This window comes from Thioclava litoralis (assembly GCF_045278885.1).
Lineage (GTDB): Bacteria > Pseudomonadota > Alphaproteobacteria > Rhodobacterales > Rhodobacteraceae > Thioclava > Thioclava litoralis.
The window spans coordinates 357,877-373,924 of sequence record NZ_CP135443.1 but is presented as its reverse complement, the minus strand read 5'-3'; the positions used below and the strand labels follow the sequence as shown (position 1 = coordinate 373,924).

At 62.3% G+C, this 16,048-nt stretch carries 12 protein-coding genes; 10 read left to right on the top strand and 2 right to left on the bottom strand.

The annotated features are described in order from the left end of the window. Positions 1-157 precede the first annotated feature (157 nt). Positions 158-2,578, top strand: a complete 2,421-nt coding sequence (locus RPE78_RS01735; RefSeq protein WP_406721059.1) for an ATP-dependent helicase — start codon at positions 158-160, stop codon at positions 2,576-2,578. Here RPE78_RS01735 and rlmJ read toward each other — a convergent pair. Both rlmJ and RPE78_RS01725 read right to left on the bottom strand, forming a co-directional pair. After that, entirely contained in the window at positions 2,575-3,354 is a 780-nt protein-coding gene (gene rlmJ / locus RPE78_RS01730; protein ID WP_406721058.1) for a 23S rRNA (adenine(2030)-N(6))-methyltransferase RlmJ, read from the bottom strand. The genes RPE78_RS01735 and rlmJ overlap by 4 nt on opposite strands. A 593-nt stretch (positions 3,355-3,947) precedes the next feature. Next, positions 3,948-4,151 (bottom strand): DUF1127 domain-containing protein, encoded by a 204-nt coding sequence (locus RPE78_RS01725; RefSeq protein WP_339107800.1) that lies wholly within the window; start codon positions 4,149-4,151, stop codon positions 3,948-3,950. Positions 4,152-4,428: 277 nt separating this feature from the next. On the opposite strand from RPE78_RS01725, the gene RPE78_RS01720 reads away from it, so the two are divergent. From RPE78_RS01720 to murD, 9 genes are all read left to right on the top strand, one after another. Continuing rightward, complete coding sequence (locus tag RPE78_RS01720) at positions 4,429-5,496, top strand: Mrp/NBP35 family ATP-binding protein (RefSeq protein WP_339107799.1); 1,068 nt, start codon at positions 4,429-4,431, stop codon at positions 5,494-5,496. Between the two features lie 938 nt (positions 5,497-6,434). Further along, a complete protein-coding gene (gene mraZ / locus RPE78_RS01715) occupies positions 6,435-6,917 on the top strand; it encodes a division/cell wall cluster transcriptional repressor MraZ (RefSeq protein ID WP_406721678.1) in 483 nt (160 codons plus the stop codon). Positions 6,918-6,920: 3 nt separating this feature from the next. Further along, on the top strand, positions 6,921-7,949 hold the full coding sequence (gene rsmH, locus RPE78_RS01710) for a 16S rRNA (cytosine(1402)-N(4))-methyltransferase RsmH (RefSeq protein WP_406721057.1): 1,029 nt from the start codon (positions 6,921-6,923) through the stop codon (positions 7,947-7,949). Then, positions 7,946-8,332, top strand: coding sequence for a cell division protein FtsL (locus RPE78_RS01705; protein WP_339107796.1), 387 nt, complete (start codon positions 7,946-7,948; stop codon positions 8,330-8,332). The genes rsmH and RPE78_RS01705 overlap by 4 nt, the downstream gene beginning before the upstream one ends. Position 8,333: 1 nt before the next feature. Beyond that, positions 8,334-10,139 carry a penicillin-binding protein 2 gene (locus RPE78_RS01700; RefSeq protein WP_339107795.1) on the top strand — a complete coding sequence of 602 codons (1,806 nt, stop codon included), beginning with the start codon at positions 8,334-8,336 and terminating at the stop codon, positions 10,137-10,139. Between the two features lie 198 nt (positions 10,140-10,337). Continuing rightward, positions 10,338-11,828 (top strand): UDP-N-acetylmuramoyl-L-alanyl-D-glutamate--2,6-diaminopimelate ligase, encoded by a 1,491-nt coding sequence (locus RPE78_RS01695; protein ID WP_339107794.1) that lies wholly within the window; start codon positions 10,338-10,340, stop codon positions 11,826-11,828. Beyond that, complete coding sequence (murF, locus tag RPE78_RS01690; protein WP_406721056.1) at positions 11,828-13,258, top strand: UDP-N-acetylmuramoyl-tripeptide--D-alanyl-D-alanine ligase; 1,431 nt, start codon at positions 11,828-11,830, stop codon at positions 13,256-13,258. Before RPE78_RS01695 ends, murF begins: the two co-directional genes overlap by 1 nt. Before the next feature lie 13 nt (positions 13,259-13,271). After that, entirely contained in the window at positions 13,272-14,354 is a 1,083-nt protein-coding gene (gene mraY, locus RPE78_RS01685) for a phospho-N-acetylmuramoyl-pentapeptide-transferase (RefSeq protein WP_339107793.1), read from the top strand. A gap of 99 nt (positions 14,355-14,453) precedes the next feature. After that, positions 14,454-15,854 (top strand): UDP-N-acetylmuramoyl-L-alanine--D-glutamate ligase, encoded by a 1,401-nt coding sequence (murD, locus tag RPE78_RS01680; RefSeq protein WP_339107792.1) that lies wholly within the window; start codon positions 14,454-14,456, stop codon positions 15,852-15,854. The last annotated feature ends 194 nt before the right edge of the window (positions 15,855-16,048 follow it).

Here is a 16,048-nt window from a genome sequence, read left to right as displayed (position 1 = left end):
TTTTAGCAGCTGGAATGTAGCGTTTGCGCTCTAGTTCCACCTGCCTGAAATATCCCGGGGGAGGCGCTCGGAACGAGCGACGGGGGCAGAGCCCCCTTTTGGTCGACGGGCATCTTTGCTATGACGGGAACAATGGTAGAACGCTTGGGGCCGGAACATGGCGCGATTTGACGAAGATGACGCATTTGAAGGCGCGGTCAGCCTGTCTGCGCGTGCAATGGCTGGGGCTGTGCCGCGTGCGCTGCCCTATCTTGACGGTTTGAACTCTGCGCAGCGCGAAGCGGTGGAGACACTGGACGGGCCTGTTTTGATGCTGGCAGGGGCGGGCACGGGGAAGACCAAGGCTTTGACCTGCCGGATTGCGCATCTGATGACCACCGGGCGGGCGCGTCCCAATGAGGTTCTGGCCGTGACCTTCACCAATAAGGCCGCGCGCGAGATGAAGGACCGGATCGGGGCGCTTCTGGGTGGCTCGATTGAGGGCATGCCGTGGCTTGGGACGTTCCACTCGGTTTGTGTGAAGCTCTTGCGGCGCCATGCAGAGCTTGTGGGGCTGAAGACAAATTTCACCATTCTGGACACTGACGACCAGATCCGTTTGCTCAAGCAGTTGATCATCGCGGCCAATATGGATGAGAAGCGCTGGCCTGCGCGGATGCTGGCGGGGCTGATTGACGGCTGGAAGAACAAGGCGCTTACGCCCGAGCGTGTGACAGGGGGCGAGACAGCGGCCTTTGATCACCGCGGGTCCGAGCTTTATGCGCAGTATCAGGAACGTCTGCGCACGCTGAATGCCGTGGATTTCGGTGATCTTCTTTTGCATATGGTCACGATTTTCCAGAAGTTTCCTGATGTGCTTGAACGCTATCAGCGCTGGTTCAAATATATTCTGGTGGATGAGTATCAGGATACCAACGTCGCTCAATATCTCTGGCTGAGGCTTCTGGCGCAGGGGCATAAGAATATCTGCTGTGTGGGCGATGATGACCAGTCGATCTATGGTTGGCGCGGGGCCGAGGTGGGTAATATCCTGCGGTTTGAACGCGATTTCGCGGGCGCCAAAGTGATCCGTCTGGAGCAGAATTACCGCTCGACCGAGCATATTCTGGCGGCGGCCTCGCAGTTGATTTCCGGCAATGAGGGACGTCTGGGGAAGACGCTCTGGACCGAGGAGCAGGGCGGCGAGAAAGTCCGGCTGATCGGTCATTGGGATGGCGAGGAAGAGGCGCGCTGGATCGGTGAGGAAATCGAGGCGCTCTCGCGGGGGACGCGGGGTATGGCGCCCTATAGCCTGGAGGATCAGGCGATTCTGGTTCGGGCCTCGCATCAGATGCGCGCCTTCGAGGACCGTTTTCTGACCATCGGCATGCCTTACCGCGTGATCGGCGGCCCGCGATTCTATGAGCGCATGGAGATTCGCGATGCGATGGCCTATTTCCGCCTCGCGATCAGCCCCGAGGATGATCTGGCCTTCGAGCGGGTGATCAATACGCCCAAACGGGGCTTGGGCGATAAGGCGCAGCAGAAGATCCAGATCGAGGCGCGGCAGAATGGTGTCAGCCTGCTGGAAGGGGCGCGGCTCTTGCTGGCTCAGGGCGGGATCAGCGGCAAGGGGGCAGGGCAGCTGCGGGCCTTTGTGGCCAATGTCGACCGCTGGAACGAGGTCGTGAGGGCGGCCTCGCCTGCCTCGGCGCGCAGCCCTGCCGATGACGATGATGACCTGTTCGAGGTGCTGGATGATGCGGTGCCGCCGGCCAATGATCATTCGCACTTGCGTCTGGCCGAGGAAATTCTGGAGGATTCGGGCTATGTCGCCATGTGGCAGAACGACAAGACCCCCGAGGCTCCGGGTCGTCTGGAAAACCTCAAGGAACTGATCAAGGCGCTGGAGCAATTCGAGAACCTTCAGGGGTTCTTGGAGCATGTCGCGCTGATCATGGATAACGAATCGAAAGATACCGAGGCCAAGGTCACCCTGATGACGCTGCATGGTGCCAAGGGTCTGGAGTTTCCGGTGGTCTTCCTGCCCGGTTGGGAGGATGGTCTTTTTCCCAGCCAGCGCAGTATGGACGAATCGGGGATGAAGGGGCTCGAGGAAGAGCGCCGTCTGGGCTATGTGGGCATCACCCGCGCCGAGGAGGTCTGTTACATTTCTTTTGCAGGCAACCGTCGGGTCTATGGCCAGTGGCAATCGCAGATGCCCTCGCGCTTTATCGACGAGCTGCCCTCGGATCATGTGGATGTCATGACGCCGCCCGGTCTGGGCGGGGGCGCGCCCTCGACGCTGGGCAGCCAGATCGATGCGCGCGCAGCCAGTGCCGATGTCTATAACTCCCCCGGTTGGAAGCGGCTGCAAAGCCGTGGGGTGCACAGCCAGACGCCTTCGCGCCCGCGTGCCGTCACCGTCGAGAATGATTTCGATATCGGCGACCGCGTGTTCCACAAGAAATTCGGCTATGGCGAGGTTATGGGCACCGAGGCCGACAAGCTGGTGGTCGAATTCGACATGGCGGGCACGAAGAAGCTGATCGCCTCTTTCGTGGTGCCCGCCGAGAGCGCCGATGATGTGACGTTTTAAAGCGTGTTGAACAGTTTGGTGAGGCGTTTTGCCTCGCCATCCAGCCCGAAGGGCGGGTTGATAATGAACATCCCCGAGCCGATCATCCCATGCCCCTCGCGGGCGGGCGGGAAGCGGACCTCATGGGACAGCGCCTCGGGGTATTGACCCACAAGCCGCGCCACCATTCCCGCCTGCGCGCGGTTTTCCAGAACCGGATACCACAGCGCGATAATGCCGACATTCCAGCGCGTCACCAGCTTGTCGATCAGCTTGGGGATGGCGGTATAGTCGGTTTTCACCTCCCATGAGGGGTCAATCATGATCAGCCCGCGCCGCGGCGTGGGGGGCGTCATGGCCACAGCCATCTCCAGCCCGTCCTTGTTATGCAGCCGCGCATGGCGCTTCATCACCGGAAACAGCGCCTGATATTCCTGCGGATGCAGCTCGCAGACCTGAAGGCTGTCGATCTCGCGCAGGAGCGTCGCTGCGATCAGCGGTGATCCGGGATAGGCATCGGGGCCGTGGGCTTCGCGGGTCTTAGTAATCGCGCGGGCATAGGGATGATCGGGTTTGAACCAGCCCGCGACCTCGGGGCGCTGGATGCCTTGGGCGGCCTCGCCTGTCTTTACCGCTGAGGCATCCGACAGGTCATACAGCCCGCGCCCGCCATGGGTTTCCAGATAGCTCAGCGGCTTATCCTTGCGGGTCAGATAGTCCAGCATCACCGACAGCAGCGCATGTTTATGCAGGTCTGCCAGATTTCCGGCGTGATAGGCGTGTTGATAGGACAGCATGGCAAAGGCTCCCGGTCGTTTGGGCGGTGATGCCGCGATACGGGCCGTGGCGCAAGGGGGCGCGTGAACAAGGGGCGGATTCGGGGGAATTAAAGAAAAACGGCGACGCCCGGGAGGAGAGGGGCATCGCCGTTCTTGTAGACCAGGGCACTCGGGAGGAGGAGTGAGGGCCCTTGGAAACGGAACGGTTCTCAGGGAGGAGGAGGAGAACCGGTCCTAACGCGCGCCTCGGGAGGAGGAGTGAGGCGCGGTATCTGATGCGGTGTCCTCAGGGAGGAGGAGGAGAACACCGCGAAACGATCAGCCCTAGGGAGGAGGAGCGGGCTGTCCGTATGCAAATGGGAAGAGGCTTCCCGTGTTTCAAGACCATCGGCGGCGTCTCTAGCCGAAAGAGAAGTCTGGCGGCTCCCCAAGGGAGGAGAAGAGGAACCGCCGACTTCACAAACGCGATCTTCAGGGAGGAGGAAGATCGGCGTATCCGGCTGTGGCGCAACAGGGCCTGTAAAGGGTGGCGGCGGTCTCAGGGAGGAGGAGGAGACAGCCGCCCATTCCTAAGGCTCAGGGAGGAGGAGAGAGCCTATGGAAGCTTATGTTCAGTGACGACCGTAGGCGGCTTCTGCAGCAACGCGGGTCAGCATTGCGCGGCTCATGCCCAGATCATCCAGTTCGCGGGTCGAGAGCGAGCGCAGCTCTGCCAGCGTTTCGTTATAGAGTTTGCGACGAGCGATCGCGTCCTTGAGGGCTTCGATCAGTCCAAAGCCACGGCGGTCTTGGCGGATTTCAGTTGCTACTGCCATTTGCGTATTCCTTTGGGTTCGTGCTTGCGTTCGTGGCGTTTTCGCCTTCTGTTGTCGCTAACATGGCGAAAATGCCGCGTTCGCACAATGGTGACGGCGGCAAGCCCGTCATGCGGAAAGTGCATAACACATTCTGACCTATTTCCCCCTGGATTCGGATATTTCATTGCGTGTGCCCCGTCATGGTTGCGGGAAAACGGCGGGCAGGGCGTTTCGGGGGCTTGAACAGCGCGTCCAAATGGCCACAGTCGGCGAAATTCGAGTTCTGGAGGCCCCGATGACACTCACCAAAGACACCGTTCTGGCAACCCTCGCGCAGGTCAGGCTGCCGCAAGGCGGCACCGTAACAGAGCGCAACCTGATTCACGCGCTGGCAGTCGAGGCGGGTGTGGTGCGATTCGTGCTGGAGGGGGCACCGCAGGCCGAGCTGGAGGCGATCCGGTCGCGGCTCGAGGTCGAGCTGAAGGCTCTGCCGGATCTCAAGAGCCTGTCGATTGTGATCCCCGCCGCCGGACCTGCAGGGGCGAAGGGGCCGACCATTGGCGGGCATCCCAAGAAGCAGTCCGGTCCGCTGCCGGTGGAGGGGGTGAAACATGTGATCGCCGTAGGGTCGGGGAAGGGAGGGGTCGGGAAATCGACCGTTTCCGCCAATCTTGCGGTTGCGCTGGCGCGTCAGGGGGTGAAGGTCGGGCTGCTGGATGCCGATATCTACGGCCCCTCCCAGCCGCGTATGATGGGGGTGTCCAAACGTCCGGCCTCGCCCGATGGCCATACGATCCTGCCGTTGCAGGCGCATGGGGTCACTCTGATGTCGATCGGGTTCATGTTGAAAGAGGACGAGGCGGTGATCTGGCGTGGTCCGATGCTGATGGGGGCGCTGCAGCAGCTTCTTGGGCAGGTGAAATGGGATCATTACGGGCCGCTGGATGTGCTGATCATCGATCTGCCGCCCGGAACGGGAGATATCCAGCTGTCCCTGTGTCAGAAGACCAAGCTTGACGGCGCGGTGATCGTGTCCACCCCGCAGGATATCGCGCTGTTGGATGCGCGCAAGGCGCTGGATATGTTCAAGCGTCTTGGCACGCCGGTGCTGGGCTTGGTCGAGAATATGTCCACCTATATCTGCCCGGAATGCGGCCATGAGGCGCATCTCTTCGGTCATGGCGGGGTGGCCGAGGAGGCCGCGCGGCTTGGTCTGCCGCTTTTGGGGTCTTTGCCGTTGAATATCGAGGTGCGTCTGGCCGCAGATGCGGGGACCCCTGTTGCGGCGGGCGAAACCGCTGTGGCGGCGCCTTATGCGGGGCTGGCCGCGACGCTTGCGCGGGTCGCGGATCTGGCGGGCTGAAGGGCCGGTCCGGCGCCCGAGAACGCCGATCCGTGTCGCCCGATCCGGCAAAGCCGTGGCGGGGGCAGGACGGGACCCCGCTGGGAATTCACGGGAACGGGCCACGGGAATTCGCGGGACGGGAAATGACGGGAAACGGTCGGCTTCTGGCGAGGCCGACCGATTCTGATTCTGACTGAGGAGATAATGGCCCTGCTTCCGATTCGGGGTACGGTTGGCCGGTTAATCTCCCGTGACGCAGCGGAACCGCTTCGCGCATATTCCCCTTCTCCCGCAGTTGCATCATAAAAAATGGCGCATTTTGTCTAATTTTTGGCGAATTCCGAGGGTGAGTTGGGCTTGACTCTGGTGGCCGATCACGAGAGATCACGCTCCGGTGATAGTGGTTAATAAATAGTTAATAAGTTCTGGACCCGTGGTTTTTGGGTGACATTGCGCTCCGCCATTTGGGATTTGGCGGGATTAAGCAAAAGTTTTTTTATCACTAGATTTGGTGTCTGAATCTCGCAAAACCACGATTTATTACTATGCCGTTCCCCTCATGTTCTCAGAAGGTTAACTTATCCACAGAGTTGTCCAAGGTCATTAACCAACTGTTAGCTAAAAACCTATTGCCTCCCGTAAATTCCCGTGGCATCCCTAACTCATCGCAAAGGCGGGAACATAGAGGCACAAAGACCTCACGGCGAAAAGAGCAGTTTCATACAGGCACCCCCTGACGCGAAAAAGAGAGATCCGGCGCGCGAGCGAGCAGACATCCCCCCAGGTGGCGCGCGCAGTCGGACAGCCCAGAGATGGGAACGAGGGCGGCGGATTGGGCAGTGGCAGCAGCTCAATCCGCCGTTTTCATTCTGACCCTTCGGGGTCGCCAATACACCCGACGGCCAGAGGCAGAAGGTGCGTCGAGAGGGGCAGGAGAGGGTTCGCAATTGGCGGGCATGTTCATAGGCGAATACACCTTCAAGGTGGACAGCAAGGGTCGCATGTCGATCCCGGCTGCGTATCGCCAAGAACTGGCCGACGGTGACCCGAGCCGCCCCAATCAGGACCGCCCCCGCATGGTGATCGTCTACGGGGCGGACAATCAGAAAATGCTTACGGTTTACACGCAAAGCGCCTTCGAGGCGCTTGCGGCCGATATCGCGGCCCTGCCGCGCGGCTCGAAAAACCGTACCATCCTGCAACGTATGGTATTGTCCAAATCGCAGCCGCTGGAGATCGATCCGGATGGCCGTATGGTCCTTCCGGCATTCCTGCGCGAAAAGATCGGTCTTGAGAACGAGGCCTATTTCGCCGGCGTCGGCGAGACCTTCGAGATATGGAAGCCCGAGACCTTCGAGGATGCCGATCAGGCCAATGTGGATCAATGGATCGACGAGATGGGCGATGATTTCGACCCGCTCTCGCTTTTGGGGGCCTAGACTATGAGCGCGCCTGGCCGTCCGCATATTCCGGTTCTTCTGCGTCCCTTGCTGAAGGCGGTGGCCCCTGTCGAGGGTATCTGGATTGATGGCACCTTCGGCGCGGGCGGCTATTCCCGCGGGCTTTTGGCGGAAGGTGCAGCAACGGTGATCGGTGTGGATCGTGACCCGATGGTCTTTGACATGGCCGAAAGCTGGCGCGGCGACTATGGCGACCGGCTGCAGCTGGTGCATGGCACCTTCTCCGAAATGGATGACTATGCCGCCGAGATCGCGCCCGAGGGGCGTGTGGATGGCGTGGTGCTGGATCTGGGCATCAGCTCGATGCAGATCGATCAGGCCGAGCGCGGCTTCTCCTTCATGCAGGACGGCCCTCTGGATATGCGTATGTCGCAGAGCGGGCCGTCGGCGGCCGATCTGGTCAATACGCTGGATGAGGAGGAGCTGGCCGATATCCTCTATCATTATGGCGAAGAACGCGCCTCGCGCCGGATTGCCCGCAATATTGTGAAAGCCCGCGAGATCGCGCCATTTGCTACGACCAAACAGCTGGTCGAGGTGATCGAGCGCTCGCTTCCGCGCCCCAAGCCCGGTCAGTCGCATCCGGCGACCCGCAGCTTTCAGGCGCTGCGCATTGCGGTGAATGATGAATTCGGTCAACTGATCGAGGGGCTTGAAGCCGCCGAGCGCGCGCTGAAACCGGGCGGGCTTCTGGCTGTGGTCAGTTTCCATTCGCTGGAAGACCGTGTTGTGAAGCGCTTCTTGCAGGCGCGCTCTGGCGGGGGCGGGCAGGGCTCGCGCTATGCACCAGTGCAGAAATCCGCCGTGCCGGGCTTTGATAAGCCCTCAAAGGCTATTCCTCCGGACGAAGAAGAGCTTATAGACAACCCGCGCGCCCGTTCGGCCAAATTGCGAGTCGCGCGTCGTCTTGATACCCCCGCCGCACCGGCGGACCGTAGCACGCTGGGGCTTCCTGCCCCTGTTCTGGAACCCGCTGGCAAAGCCACGCCGCATAAACGGAGAACTCGATGAGATCGTTGATCTATCTTGCAACGGCTCTGTGTGTGATGGGGCTGGCCTTCTGGGCGTATCGCGTCAATTACGATACTCAGGACAAGCGGGACGAGCTGCGCGCACTGGATCGCGAGATCGCGTCGCTGAACGAGGGTCTGGGCGTTCTGCATGCCGAATGGGCCTATCTCAACCGGCCCGATCGTCTGCGGGAACTGGTGAACCTGAATTTCACCGATCTCGAGCTTTTGCCGCTACAGGCCGACCAATTCGCCACCGTATCGGAAATTCCCTATCCGAATCCGGTCGAGATGGCGGATCCGGATGCCCCGCAGGAGCCGGATGTCTTGGCGCAGAACGGTCAGGCGGCGAAAAACGGGCAGGCACCAAAAGAGGGGTTGTAAGATGATCCGCATTCCGCTCCGGCCTTTGGCAAAGATCATTTCGGCCCGCAATCGCGGCGAGAACCCCGACGATATCGAACGCGAGAATACCCGCATCCGTGGCGAGGCCACCCGCGACCGTGCGCGGGTGCGTGCCGAGGGGCGGCTTCTGGTGATGGGGCTCGCCTTTGTGGCGGGCTTTACCGTTGTGGGCGTGCGTATGGGCTCGCTTGCGGCCTCCGAGCCGGTCGAGCCGCGCGCGGCCGCCCCTTCGGGCATCCATGCGCAGCGGGCCGATATCGTCGATCGCGAGGGCCGCGTGCTGGCCACCAATCTTGTGACCCACGCGCTTTATGCACAGCCGCCGATGATGGTGGACCCTGTGGGCACGGTTGACAAGCTGATCAAGATTTTCCCCGATCTTGACCATGACCGGCTGATGAAGGATTTCACCGGCAACCGCAAATTCGTCTGGATCAAAAAGAAGATCTCGCCCGAGCAGATGCAGGCCGTGCATGATATCGGCGAGCCGGGGCTGTTGTTCGGCCCGCGCGAGATGCGGCTTTATCCCAATGGTGCCGTGGCGGCCCATATTCTGGGCGGGTCGCGCTTCGGGGCCGAGGGGGTGAATTCTGCCGAGATCGTGGGGACGGCAGGTGTCGAGAAAGAATTCGATAGCTGGCTGCGCGATCCGGCCAATAAGGGCGCGCCGCTGAGGCTGTCGATCGACCTGACCGTGCAGGCGGCGCTGGAAGAAATTCTGGACGGCGGCATGAAGCTGATGAATGCCAAGGGCGCCACCGCGATCCTGATGCAGGTGCAGACCGGCCAGATCGTGGCGATGGCCAGCCTGCCCGATTTCGACCCCAACAAACGCCCGCGTCCGCTGACCACGGGCGATGCCTCCGACAGCCCGCTGTTCAACCGCGCGGTTCAGGGGCTTTACGAGCTGGGCTCGACCTTCAAGATTTTTGCGGTCTCGCAGGCGATGCAGATGGGGCTGGTGACCCCAACCACCGTCGTCGATAGCCAGTCGCCGATGAAAGTCGGGCGGTTCCGTATCCGCGATTTCCACAATTACGGTGCCCATCTGACGGTGACCGATGTTATCAAACACAGTTCGAACGTCGGCACGGCGCATATTGTCGAGATGTTCGGCCCCGATGCGCAGAAGAAGTTTCTTGCCAAGCTGGGCTTTCTCAAGCCGACCTCGGTCGAGCTGATCGAGGCCGAGACGGGCCAGCCGCAACTGCCGCCGAAATGGGGAGATGTTTCGGCGATGACCATCGGCTATGGGCATGGTCTGGCGGCCAGCCCGCTGCATCTGGCGGCGGCCTATGCCACCATTGCCAATCACGGTATCCGCGTCGAACCCACACTTCTGGCGGGGGTGGATAAAGGTCATGGCGAGCGGGTGATCAGCGATGATGTGTCGCGCAAGGCACTGGCGATGATGCGGATCGTTGTGACGCAGGGGACGGCCTCGTTCGGCAATGTGCCGGGCTATGAGGTGGGCGGCAAAACCGGCACCGCCGATAAGGTGAAGCCGACGGGCGGCTATTATGACGACAAGGTCATCGCCACCTTTGCCGGCGCGTTCCCGATTTCGGATCCGAAATATGTGCTGGTGCTGACGCTGGACGAGCCTTCGGACAATTCCGGCCCGATCCCGCGCCGCACCGCAGGCTGGACCGCTGTGCCCGTGGCCGCCGAGGTGATCCGCCGTTGTGCCCCGCTTCTGGGCCTGCGCCCGATGCCCGCGCATGACCAGATTGCCGGTATTCAGGTCACCAAGAAGCCGGGCGAGAAGACGGTCGCCGACGAGTGATCGGGGCAGGTCGCGGGGCCTGTCCGCACCGGTCGGAATTTGCCGATACGGTCGGGCGGCAGGCAGGCGATGCGTTGACCTTGTCCACTTGCCCGCGATAAATGAAGCCTATGGGGCAGGGGCCGCTTTTGACGGAAGGCGCGTCATCTCCGGCGCCCTTTTCGCCGCGCGCCGAAATTGAAACAGAGAGCCATAATCATGCCGACAGATGTGCCGCAATCGAGCCTGATCGCATTGGGGCTGACCCCGCATTCGGGGGGGGACCGCCAGATTACAGGGCTTTCGGTCGACAGTCGTCAGGTCCGGCCCGGTCATCTTTTTGCAGCCCTTCCGGGCACGAAGGTGCATGGGGCCGATTTCGTGCCTGCCGCGCTGGCCAAAGGTGCGGTGGCCGTTCTGACCGACCGCGCGGGGGCGGCGCTGGTGCAGGCGGCTCTCTCCGAGGCGGGGGCGACGCTGGTTGTGGCGGAAGATCCGCGGCAGGCGCTGGCCTATGCGGCGGCGCTGTTTTTCGGGCAGCAGCCTGCCACGATGATCGCGGTGACCGGCACCAACGGGAAAACAAGCGTGGCCACGTTCACCCGCCAGATCTGGCAGGTTCTTGGCTATGAGGCGGTCAATATCGGCACCACCGGCGTAGAGGGGGCCTATTCCGCCCCGTCCAATCACACGACCCCCGAGCCGATCACCCTGCACCGCCTTCTGGCCGAGATGGCCAAGACCGGCATCACCCATGCCGCGATGGAGGCTTCGTCGCATGGTCTGGCCCAGAAGCGGCTGGATGGTGTGACCCTGCGCGCGGCGGCGTTTACCAACTTCACGCAAGACCATCTCGATTATCACGCCACCTTCGAGGACTATTTCGCGGCCAAGGCGGGGCTGTTCGGCCGTGTCCTGCCGGAAGACGGGGTGGCCGTGATCAATATGGATGACCCCAAAGGCGAGGCAATGGCCGAGATCGCCCATGCCCGCGGGCAGCGGGTGATCCGTGTGGGGCATGGTGAAGAATGCGAGATGCGGCTTCTGGGCAAGCGTCCCGATGCCACAGGGCAGGATGTGCGCTTTGCATGGGAGGGCAAGCCGCAGATGGTGCGCCTGTCGCTGATCGGCGAGTTCCAGGCGATGAATGTGCTGACGGCTGCGGCGCTGGTGATCGGCTGCGGGGCCGACCCTCTGTCTGTGGTGCAGGCGCTGGGGCATCTGACGACCGTCAGGGGGCGGATGCAGCAAGTCGCGGTGCGCGAGAACGGTGCGACGGTGTTTGTCGATTATGCCCATACGCCCGATGCGGTGGCCACGGCGCTGAGCGCGCTGCGTCCGCATGTGCTGGGCAAGATCGTGGTGATCGTCGGGGCGGGCGGGGACCGTGACCGGACCAAGCGCCCGCTGATGGGCAGGGCCGCGACCGATCATGCCGATATGGTCTTTGTCACCGATGATAATCCGCGCACCGAAGATCCCGCCCTGATCCGCGCGGCGGTGATGGAGGGCGCGGGCCCGACCGCAATCGAGGTGGGCGACCGTGCCGAGGCCATCCTGCTGGCGGTCGACAAGCTGGAACCGGGCGATGCGCTGCTGATTGCGGGCAAGGGCCATGAGACGGGGCAGGTGATCGGTACGGATGTCTATCCGTTCGATGATGCCGAACAGGCATCGGTTGCGGTGGCTGCACTGGATGGGAAAATCTGATGACACTCTGGACCACAGCCGAGATTGCCCGTGCCACGCGGGGACGGGCCACCCTTGACGCACAGATCGGCGGGATCTCCATTGACACCCGCACGATTGCGCGGGGGGATCTTTTCGTGGCGCTGACCGCGGCGCGCGACGGCCATGATTTCGTGCGGCAGGCGCTGGATAAGGGGGCGGGGGCGGCGCTTGTGTCGCGTATTCCCGAAGGCTGTAGCGAGGCCGATCCGCTGGTGCTTGTGGCGGATGTTCTGGAGGGGCTGCAGGATCTGGGCCGTGCGGGGCGCGCGCGCTCTGGCGCGAAGGTCATCGCGGTGACGGGGTCGGTGGGGAAGACCTCGACCAAGGAGATGCTGCGCGAGGTGCTCAAGGGGCAGGGCAAGACCCATGCGGCCGAGGCCTCTTTCAACAATCACTGGGGGGTGCCGATCACGCTGGCGCGCCTGCCGGCCGATGCCGATTTCGCGGTGATCGAGATCGGGATGAACCATCCGGGCGAGATCGCGCCGCTGGCGCGGATGGCGCGTCCGCATGTGGCGATGATCACCACGGTGGCTGCGGCCCATCTGGCGGCATTCGACGACCTCTTCGGCATTGCCCGCGAAAAGGCGGCGATCTTCGAGGGGCTGGAGCCCGGGGGCACCTGTGTCGTGCCCTTGGGGCTTGAGGTGTCGGACGTGCTGGTGCAGGCGGCGAAAGCGGCGGGCGAGGTGGTGACGTTCGGGGCGGATGAGGCGGCAGATTACCGGCTGGTCAGGGTGGATATTCATGGCGATACCACCGTGGTGCAGGCCGATGCGCGCGGGCAGGATCTGCTTTTCAAGGTGCAAAGCCCGGGGCGGCATTTTGCTTCCAACGCTTTGGGCGCGATTGCCGCCTGCGCGGCGCTTGGCTGCGAGCAGGCGGTGGCGGCCATCGATCTGGGGCATTGGGTGCCACCGGCGGGGCGCGGCACGCGCGAGAGGGTGCTGTTTGACCCGATCAACCCCGAACAGGGGATCGATCTGTTTGATGATGCCTTCAACGCCAATCCGACCTCGATGGCGGTGGCGCTTGAAATGCTGGCCGCCCAGATGCCGCAAGATGGTGTGGGGCGGGTCAAGCATGGCCGCCGTGTGGCCATTCTGGGCGAGATGCTGGAGCTGGGGCCGAGCGAGGCGGAGATGCATGCGGGGTTGGCGCGTCTGGCGCCGATGGCGTCGATCGATGTGGTGCATATGGTCGGTCCGCGCATGGCGGCCTTGCGCGATGCGCTGCCTGCGGCCAAGCGCGGCGAGTGGTATGAAACGGCGCAGGACATGGTCAGCCGCGTGCGCCATCTGGTCGATGCGGGCGATGTGATTTTGGTGAAAGGCTCCAAGGGGTCGAAGGTGAGCCTTGTTGTCGAGGCGCTGCGTAAGCTTGGTCAGCCGGTTTCGACCGAGGTATAAAGGATAAGACGGAATGCTCTATTGGTTGACAAATCTTTCGGACGGGGGCGACCTCTTCAACCTGTTCCGTTACCTGACCTTCCGTGCGGGAGCGTCGTTTTTTACCGCGTTGATCTTCGGGTTCCTGTTCGGTCCGGCACTGATCAATTTCCTGCGTCGCACGCAAGGCAAAGGGCAGCCGATCCGCAGCGACGGGCCGGAAAGCCATCTGGCCAAAGCCGGTACGCCGACCATGGGGGGCTTGCTTATTCTGGCCTCCATTCTGGTGTCCACGCTGCTTTGGGCGCGGCTGGATAACGGCTATGTCTGGCTGGTTCTGATGGTGACGGTGGGCTATGCGCTGATCGGGTTCGCCGATGATTACGCAAAGGTCTCCAAGCAGAATACCAAAGGCGTCAGCGGGCGCGTGCGGATGGGGTTGGGGCTTTTGCTTGCGGCGGTTGCAGGGGTGTGGGCGGCATGGCTGCATCCGGCAGATCTGTCGGGGCAACTGGCGGTGCCGGTGTTCAAGAATGTGCTGATCAATCTGGGTGTGCTCTTCGTGCCTTTTGCGATGCTGGTGATTGTGGGGGCGGCCAATGCGGTCAACCTGACCGACGGTCTGGACGGTCTGGCGATCATGCCCGCCATGATCGCGGCAGGCACTTTGGGGGCGATTGCCTATATCGTGGGCCGGAGCGATTTCACCTCCTATCTGGATGTGCATTACGTGCCCGGCACCGGCGAGATTCTGGTGTTTACGGCGGCACTGATCGGCGCGGGGCTTGGGTTCTTGTGGTATAACGCGCCGCCTGCGGCGGTGTTCATGGGCGATACGGGGTCTTTGGCGCTTGGCGGCGCGATCGGGGCGATTGCGGTGTGCACCAAGCACGAGATCGTTCTGGCGATTGTCGGCGGGCTGTTTGTTGTGGAGGCCATGTCGGTGATCATTCAGGTGGCCTATTTCAAACGGACCGGCAAGCGGGTGTTCCTGATGGCGCCGATCCACCACCATTTCGAGAAGAAGGGGTGGGCGGAGAGCCAGATCGTGATCCGGTTCTGGATTATTTCGCTGATCCTTGCGCTGATCGGTCTTGCGACGTTGAAGCTGCGCTAAGAGAGGGGGCTGTCTGCCCCCTTTTGGGCCTTGCGGCCCAATTCACCCCCGAGGATATTTCGGGCAGCTGGAAACAGGCGACATGGGAAGGGTTTTGTCATGATTGCAGTACGCGGTGTCGAGGGGCAGAAGATTGCCGTTCTGGGCTTGGGCCGTTCTGGGCTGGCGACAGCGGCAGCGTTGCAGGCGGGCGGGGCCGAGGTGCTGGCGTGGGATGACAGTCCGGAGGGCCGCGCGCGGGCGGAGACGGCGGGGTTTGTCTGCCGCGATCTGTCGAAGGCGGGGGCTTTCGAGGATGTCGCCTTGCTGGTGGTCTCGCCGGGGATTCCGCATCTTTATCCGCATCCCAACCCGATTATCGCGCAGGCGATGCAGATGGGTGTGCCGGTGGATAACGATATCGGGCTGTTCTTCCGCTCTTGGGCGGGGCCGGACTGGGACAGCTTCGACGTGGCCCCGAAGACGATCTGTGTGACCGGATCGAATGGCAAATCCACCACCACCGCGCTGATCCATCATGTTCTGACCCATTGCGGGCGTCGGTCGCAGATGGCGGGCAATATCGGGCGCGGTGTGCTGGATCTGGAGCCTGCCGAGGATGGCGATGTGGTGGTGCTGGAATTGTCGAGCTATCAGACCGATCTGGCGCGGGCCTTGACGCCGGATGTGGCGGTGTTCACCAATCTGTCGCCGGACCATCTGGACCGCCATGCGGGAATGGGGGGCTATTTTGCGGCCAAGCGGCGGCTCTTTGCCGAGGGCGGGCCGGATCGGGCGGTGATTGGTGTGGACGAGCCCGAAGGGGTCTATCTGGCCAATCAGATCGCCACCAACCGCGAGGATGACCGGCTGATCCGTATTGCCGTGTCGCGCAAGCTGGGCGATTGGGGCTGGTCGGTTTTCGCGCGCAAGGGGTTTCTGGCCGAATGGCGCAAGGGGCGGCAGGTGGCCTCTATCGACCTGCGCGCGATCAAGGGGCTGCCGGGGGCGCATAACCACCAGAATGCCTGTGCGGCCTTTGCGGCACTGCGCGCCATCGGGCTTGCTCCGCGCGAGATCGAGGCCGCTTTCCACAGCTTTGCCGGTCTGCCCCATCGCAGCCAGACCGTGGCCGAGAAAGGCGGGGTGGCGTGGGTCAACGACTCCAAGGCGACCAATGTCGATAGTGCGTCCAAGGCGCTTCAGGCTTTCAAGAATATCCGCTGGATTGCGGGCGGGCTTGGGAAAGAGGGCGGGGTTGCCTCGCTGGCCAAGGATCTCGAACATGTGAAAAAGGCCTATTTCATCGGCCACTCGGCGCGGGATTTCGCCTTGCAGCTGACGGGGCTGGACCATGAGATCTGCGAAACGATGGACGCCGCTGTGGCGGCCTGTGCGCGTGATGCGGTGGCCGGAGATACCGTGCTGCTGGCACCGGCGGCGGCCAGCTTCGACCAGTATGGCAGCTTCGAAAAGCGCGGCGAGCATTTTGTCGCGCTGGTTGAGGCGCTGGCCGACTGAGAATCGCAGAGGTTTTCCGTTGTATAAATCAGGCTTTCCCTTTTATGGGATGGCCATGTATTTTCCTGAGTAGGAGCGGCGCGCGTTCTGGCGCACAGATCGCGGCAATCTCGTGGCGAAATCCTGCGAAATGCGCCGTAAATCGGACATAGTTTATCTGGCCATAAGGCATAAATTGCGCTAGCATCGAAGGC

What these genes read in the sequence shown, in the direction of transcription:
- murF (WP_406721056.1), top strand. Translation starts at nt 11,828, where the DNA reads ATGACACTCTGGACCACAGCCGAGATTGCCCGTGCCACGCGGGGACGG.
- rlmJ (WP_406721058.1), bottom strand. Translation starts at nt 3,354, where the DNA reads ATGCTGTCCTATCAACACGCCTATCACGCCGGAAATCTGGCAGACCTG.
- RPE78_RS01735 (WP_406721059.1), top strand. Translation starts at nt 158, where the DNA reads ATGGCGCGATTTGACGAAGATGACGCATTTGAAGGCGCGGTCAGCCTG.
- mraY (WP_339107793.1), top strand. Translation starts at nt 13,272, where the DNA reads ATGCTCTATTGGTTGACAAATCTTTCGGACGGGGGCGACCTCTTCAAC.
- RPE78_RS01725 (WP_339107800.1), bottom strand. Translation starts at nt 4,151, where the DNA reads ATGGCAGTAGCAACTGAAATCCGCCAAGACCGCCGTGGCTTTGGACTG.
- murD (WP_339107792.1), top strand. Translation starts at nt 14,454, where the DNA reads ATGATTGCAGTACGCGGTGTCGAGGGGCAGAAGATTGCCGTTCTGGGC.
- RPE78_RS01695 (WP_339107794.1), top strand. Translation starts at nt 10,338, where the DNA reads ATGCCGACAGATGTGCCGCAATCGAGCCTGATCGCATTGGGGCTGACC.
- RPE78_RS01720 (WP_339107799.1), top strand. Translation starts at nt 4,429, where the DNA reads ATGACACTCACCAAAGACACCGTTCTGGCAACCCTCGCGCAGGTCAGG.
- RPE78_RS01705 (WP_339107796.1), top strand. Translation starts at nt 7,946, where the DNA reads ATGAGATCGTTGATCTATCTTGCAACGGCTCTGTGTGTGATGGGGCTG.
- RPE78_RS01700 (WP_339107795.1), top strand. Translation starts at nt 8,334, where the DNA reads ATGATCCGCATTCCGCTCCGGCCTTTGGCAAAGATCATTTCGGCCCGC.
- mraZ (WP_406721678.1), top strand. Translation starts at nt 6,435, where the DNA reads ATGTTCATAGGCGAATACACCTTCAAGGTGGACAGCAAGGGTCGCATG.
- rsmH (WP_406721057.1), top strand. Translation starts at nt 6,921, where the DNA reads ATGAGCGCGCCTGGCCGTCCGCATATTCCGGTTCTTCTGCGTCCCTTG.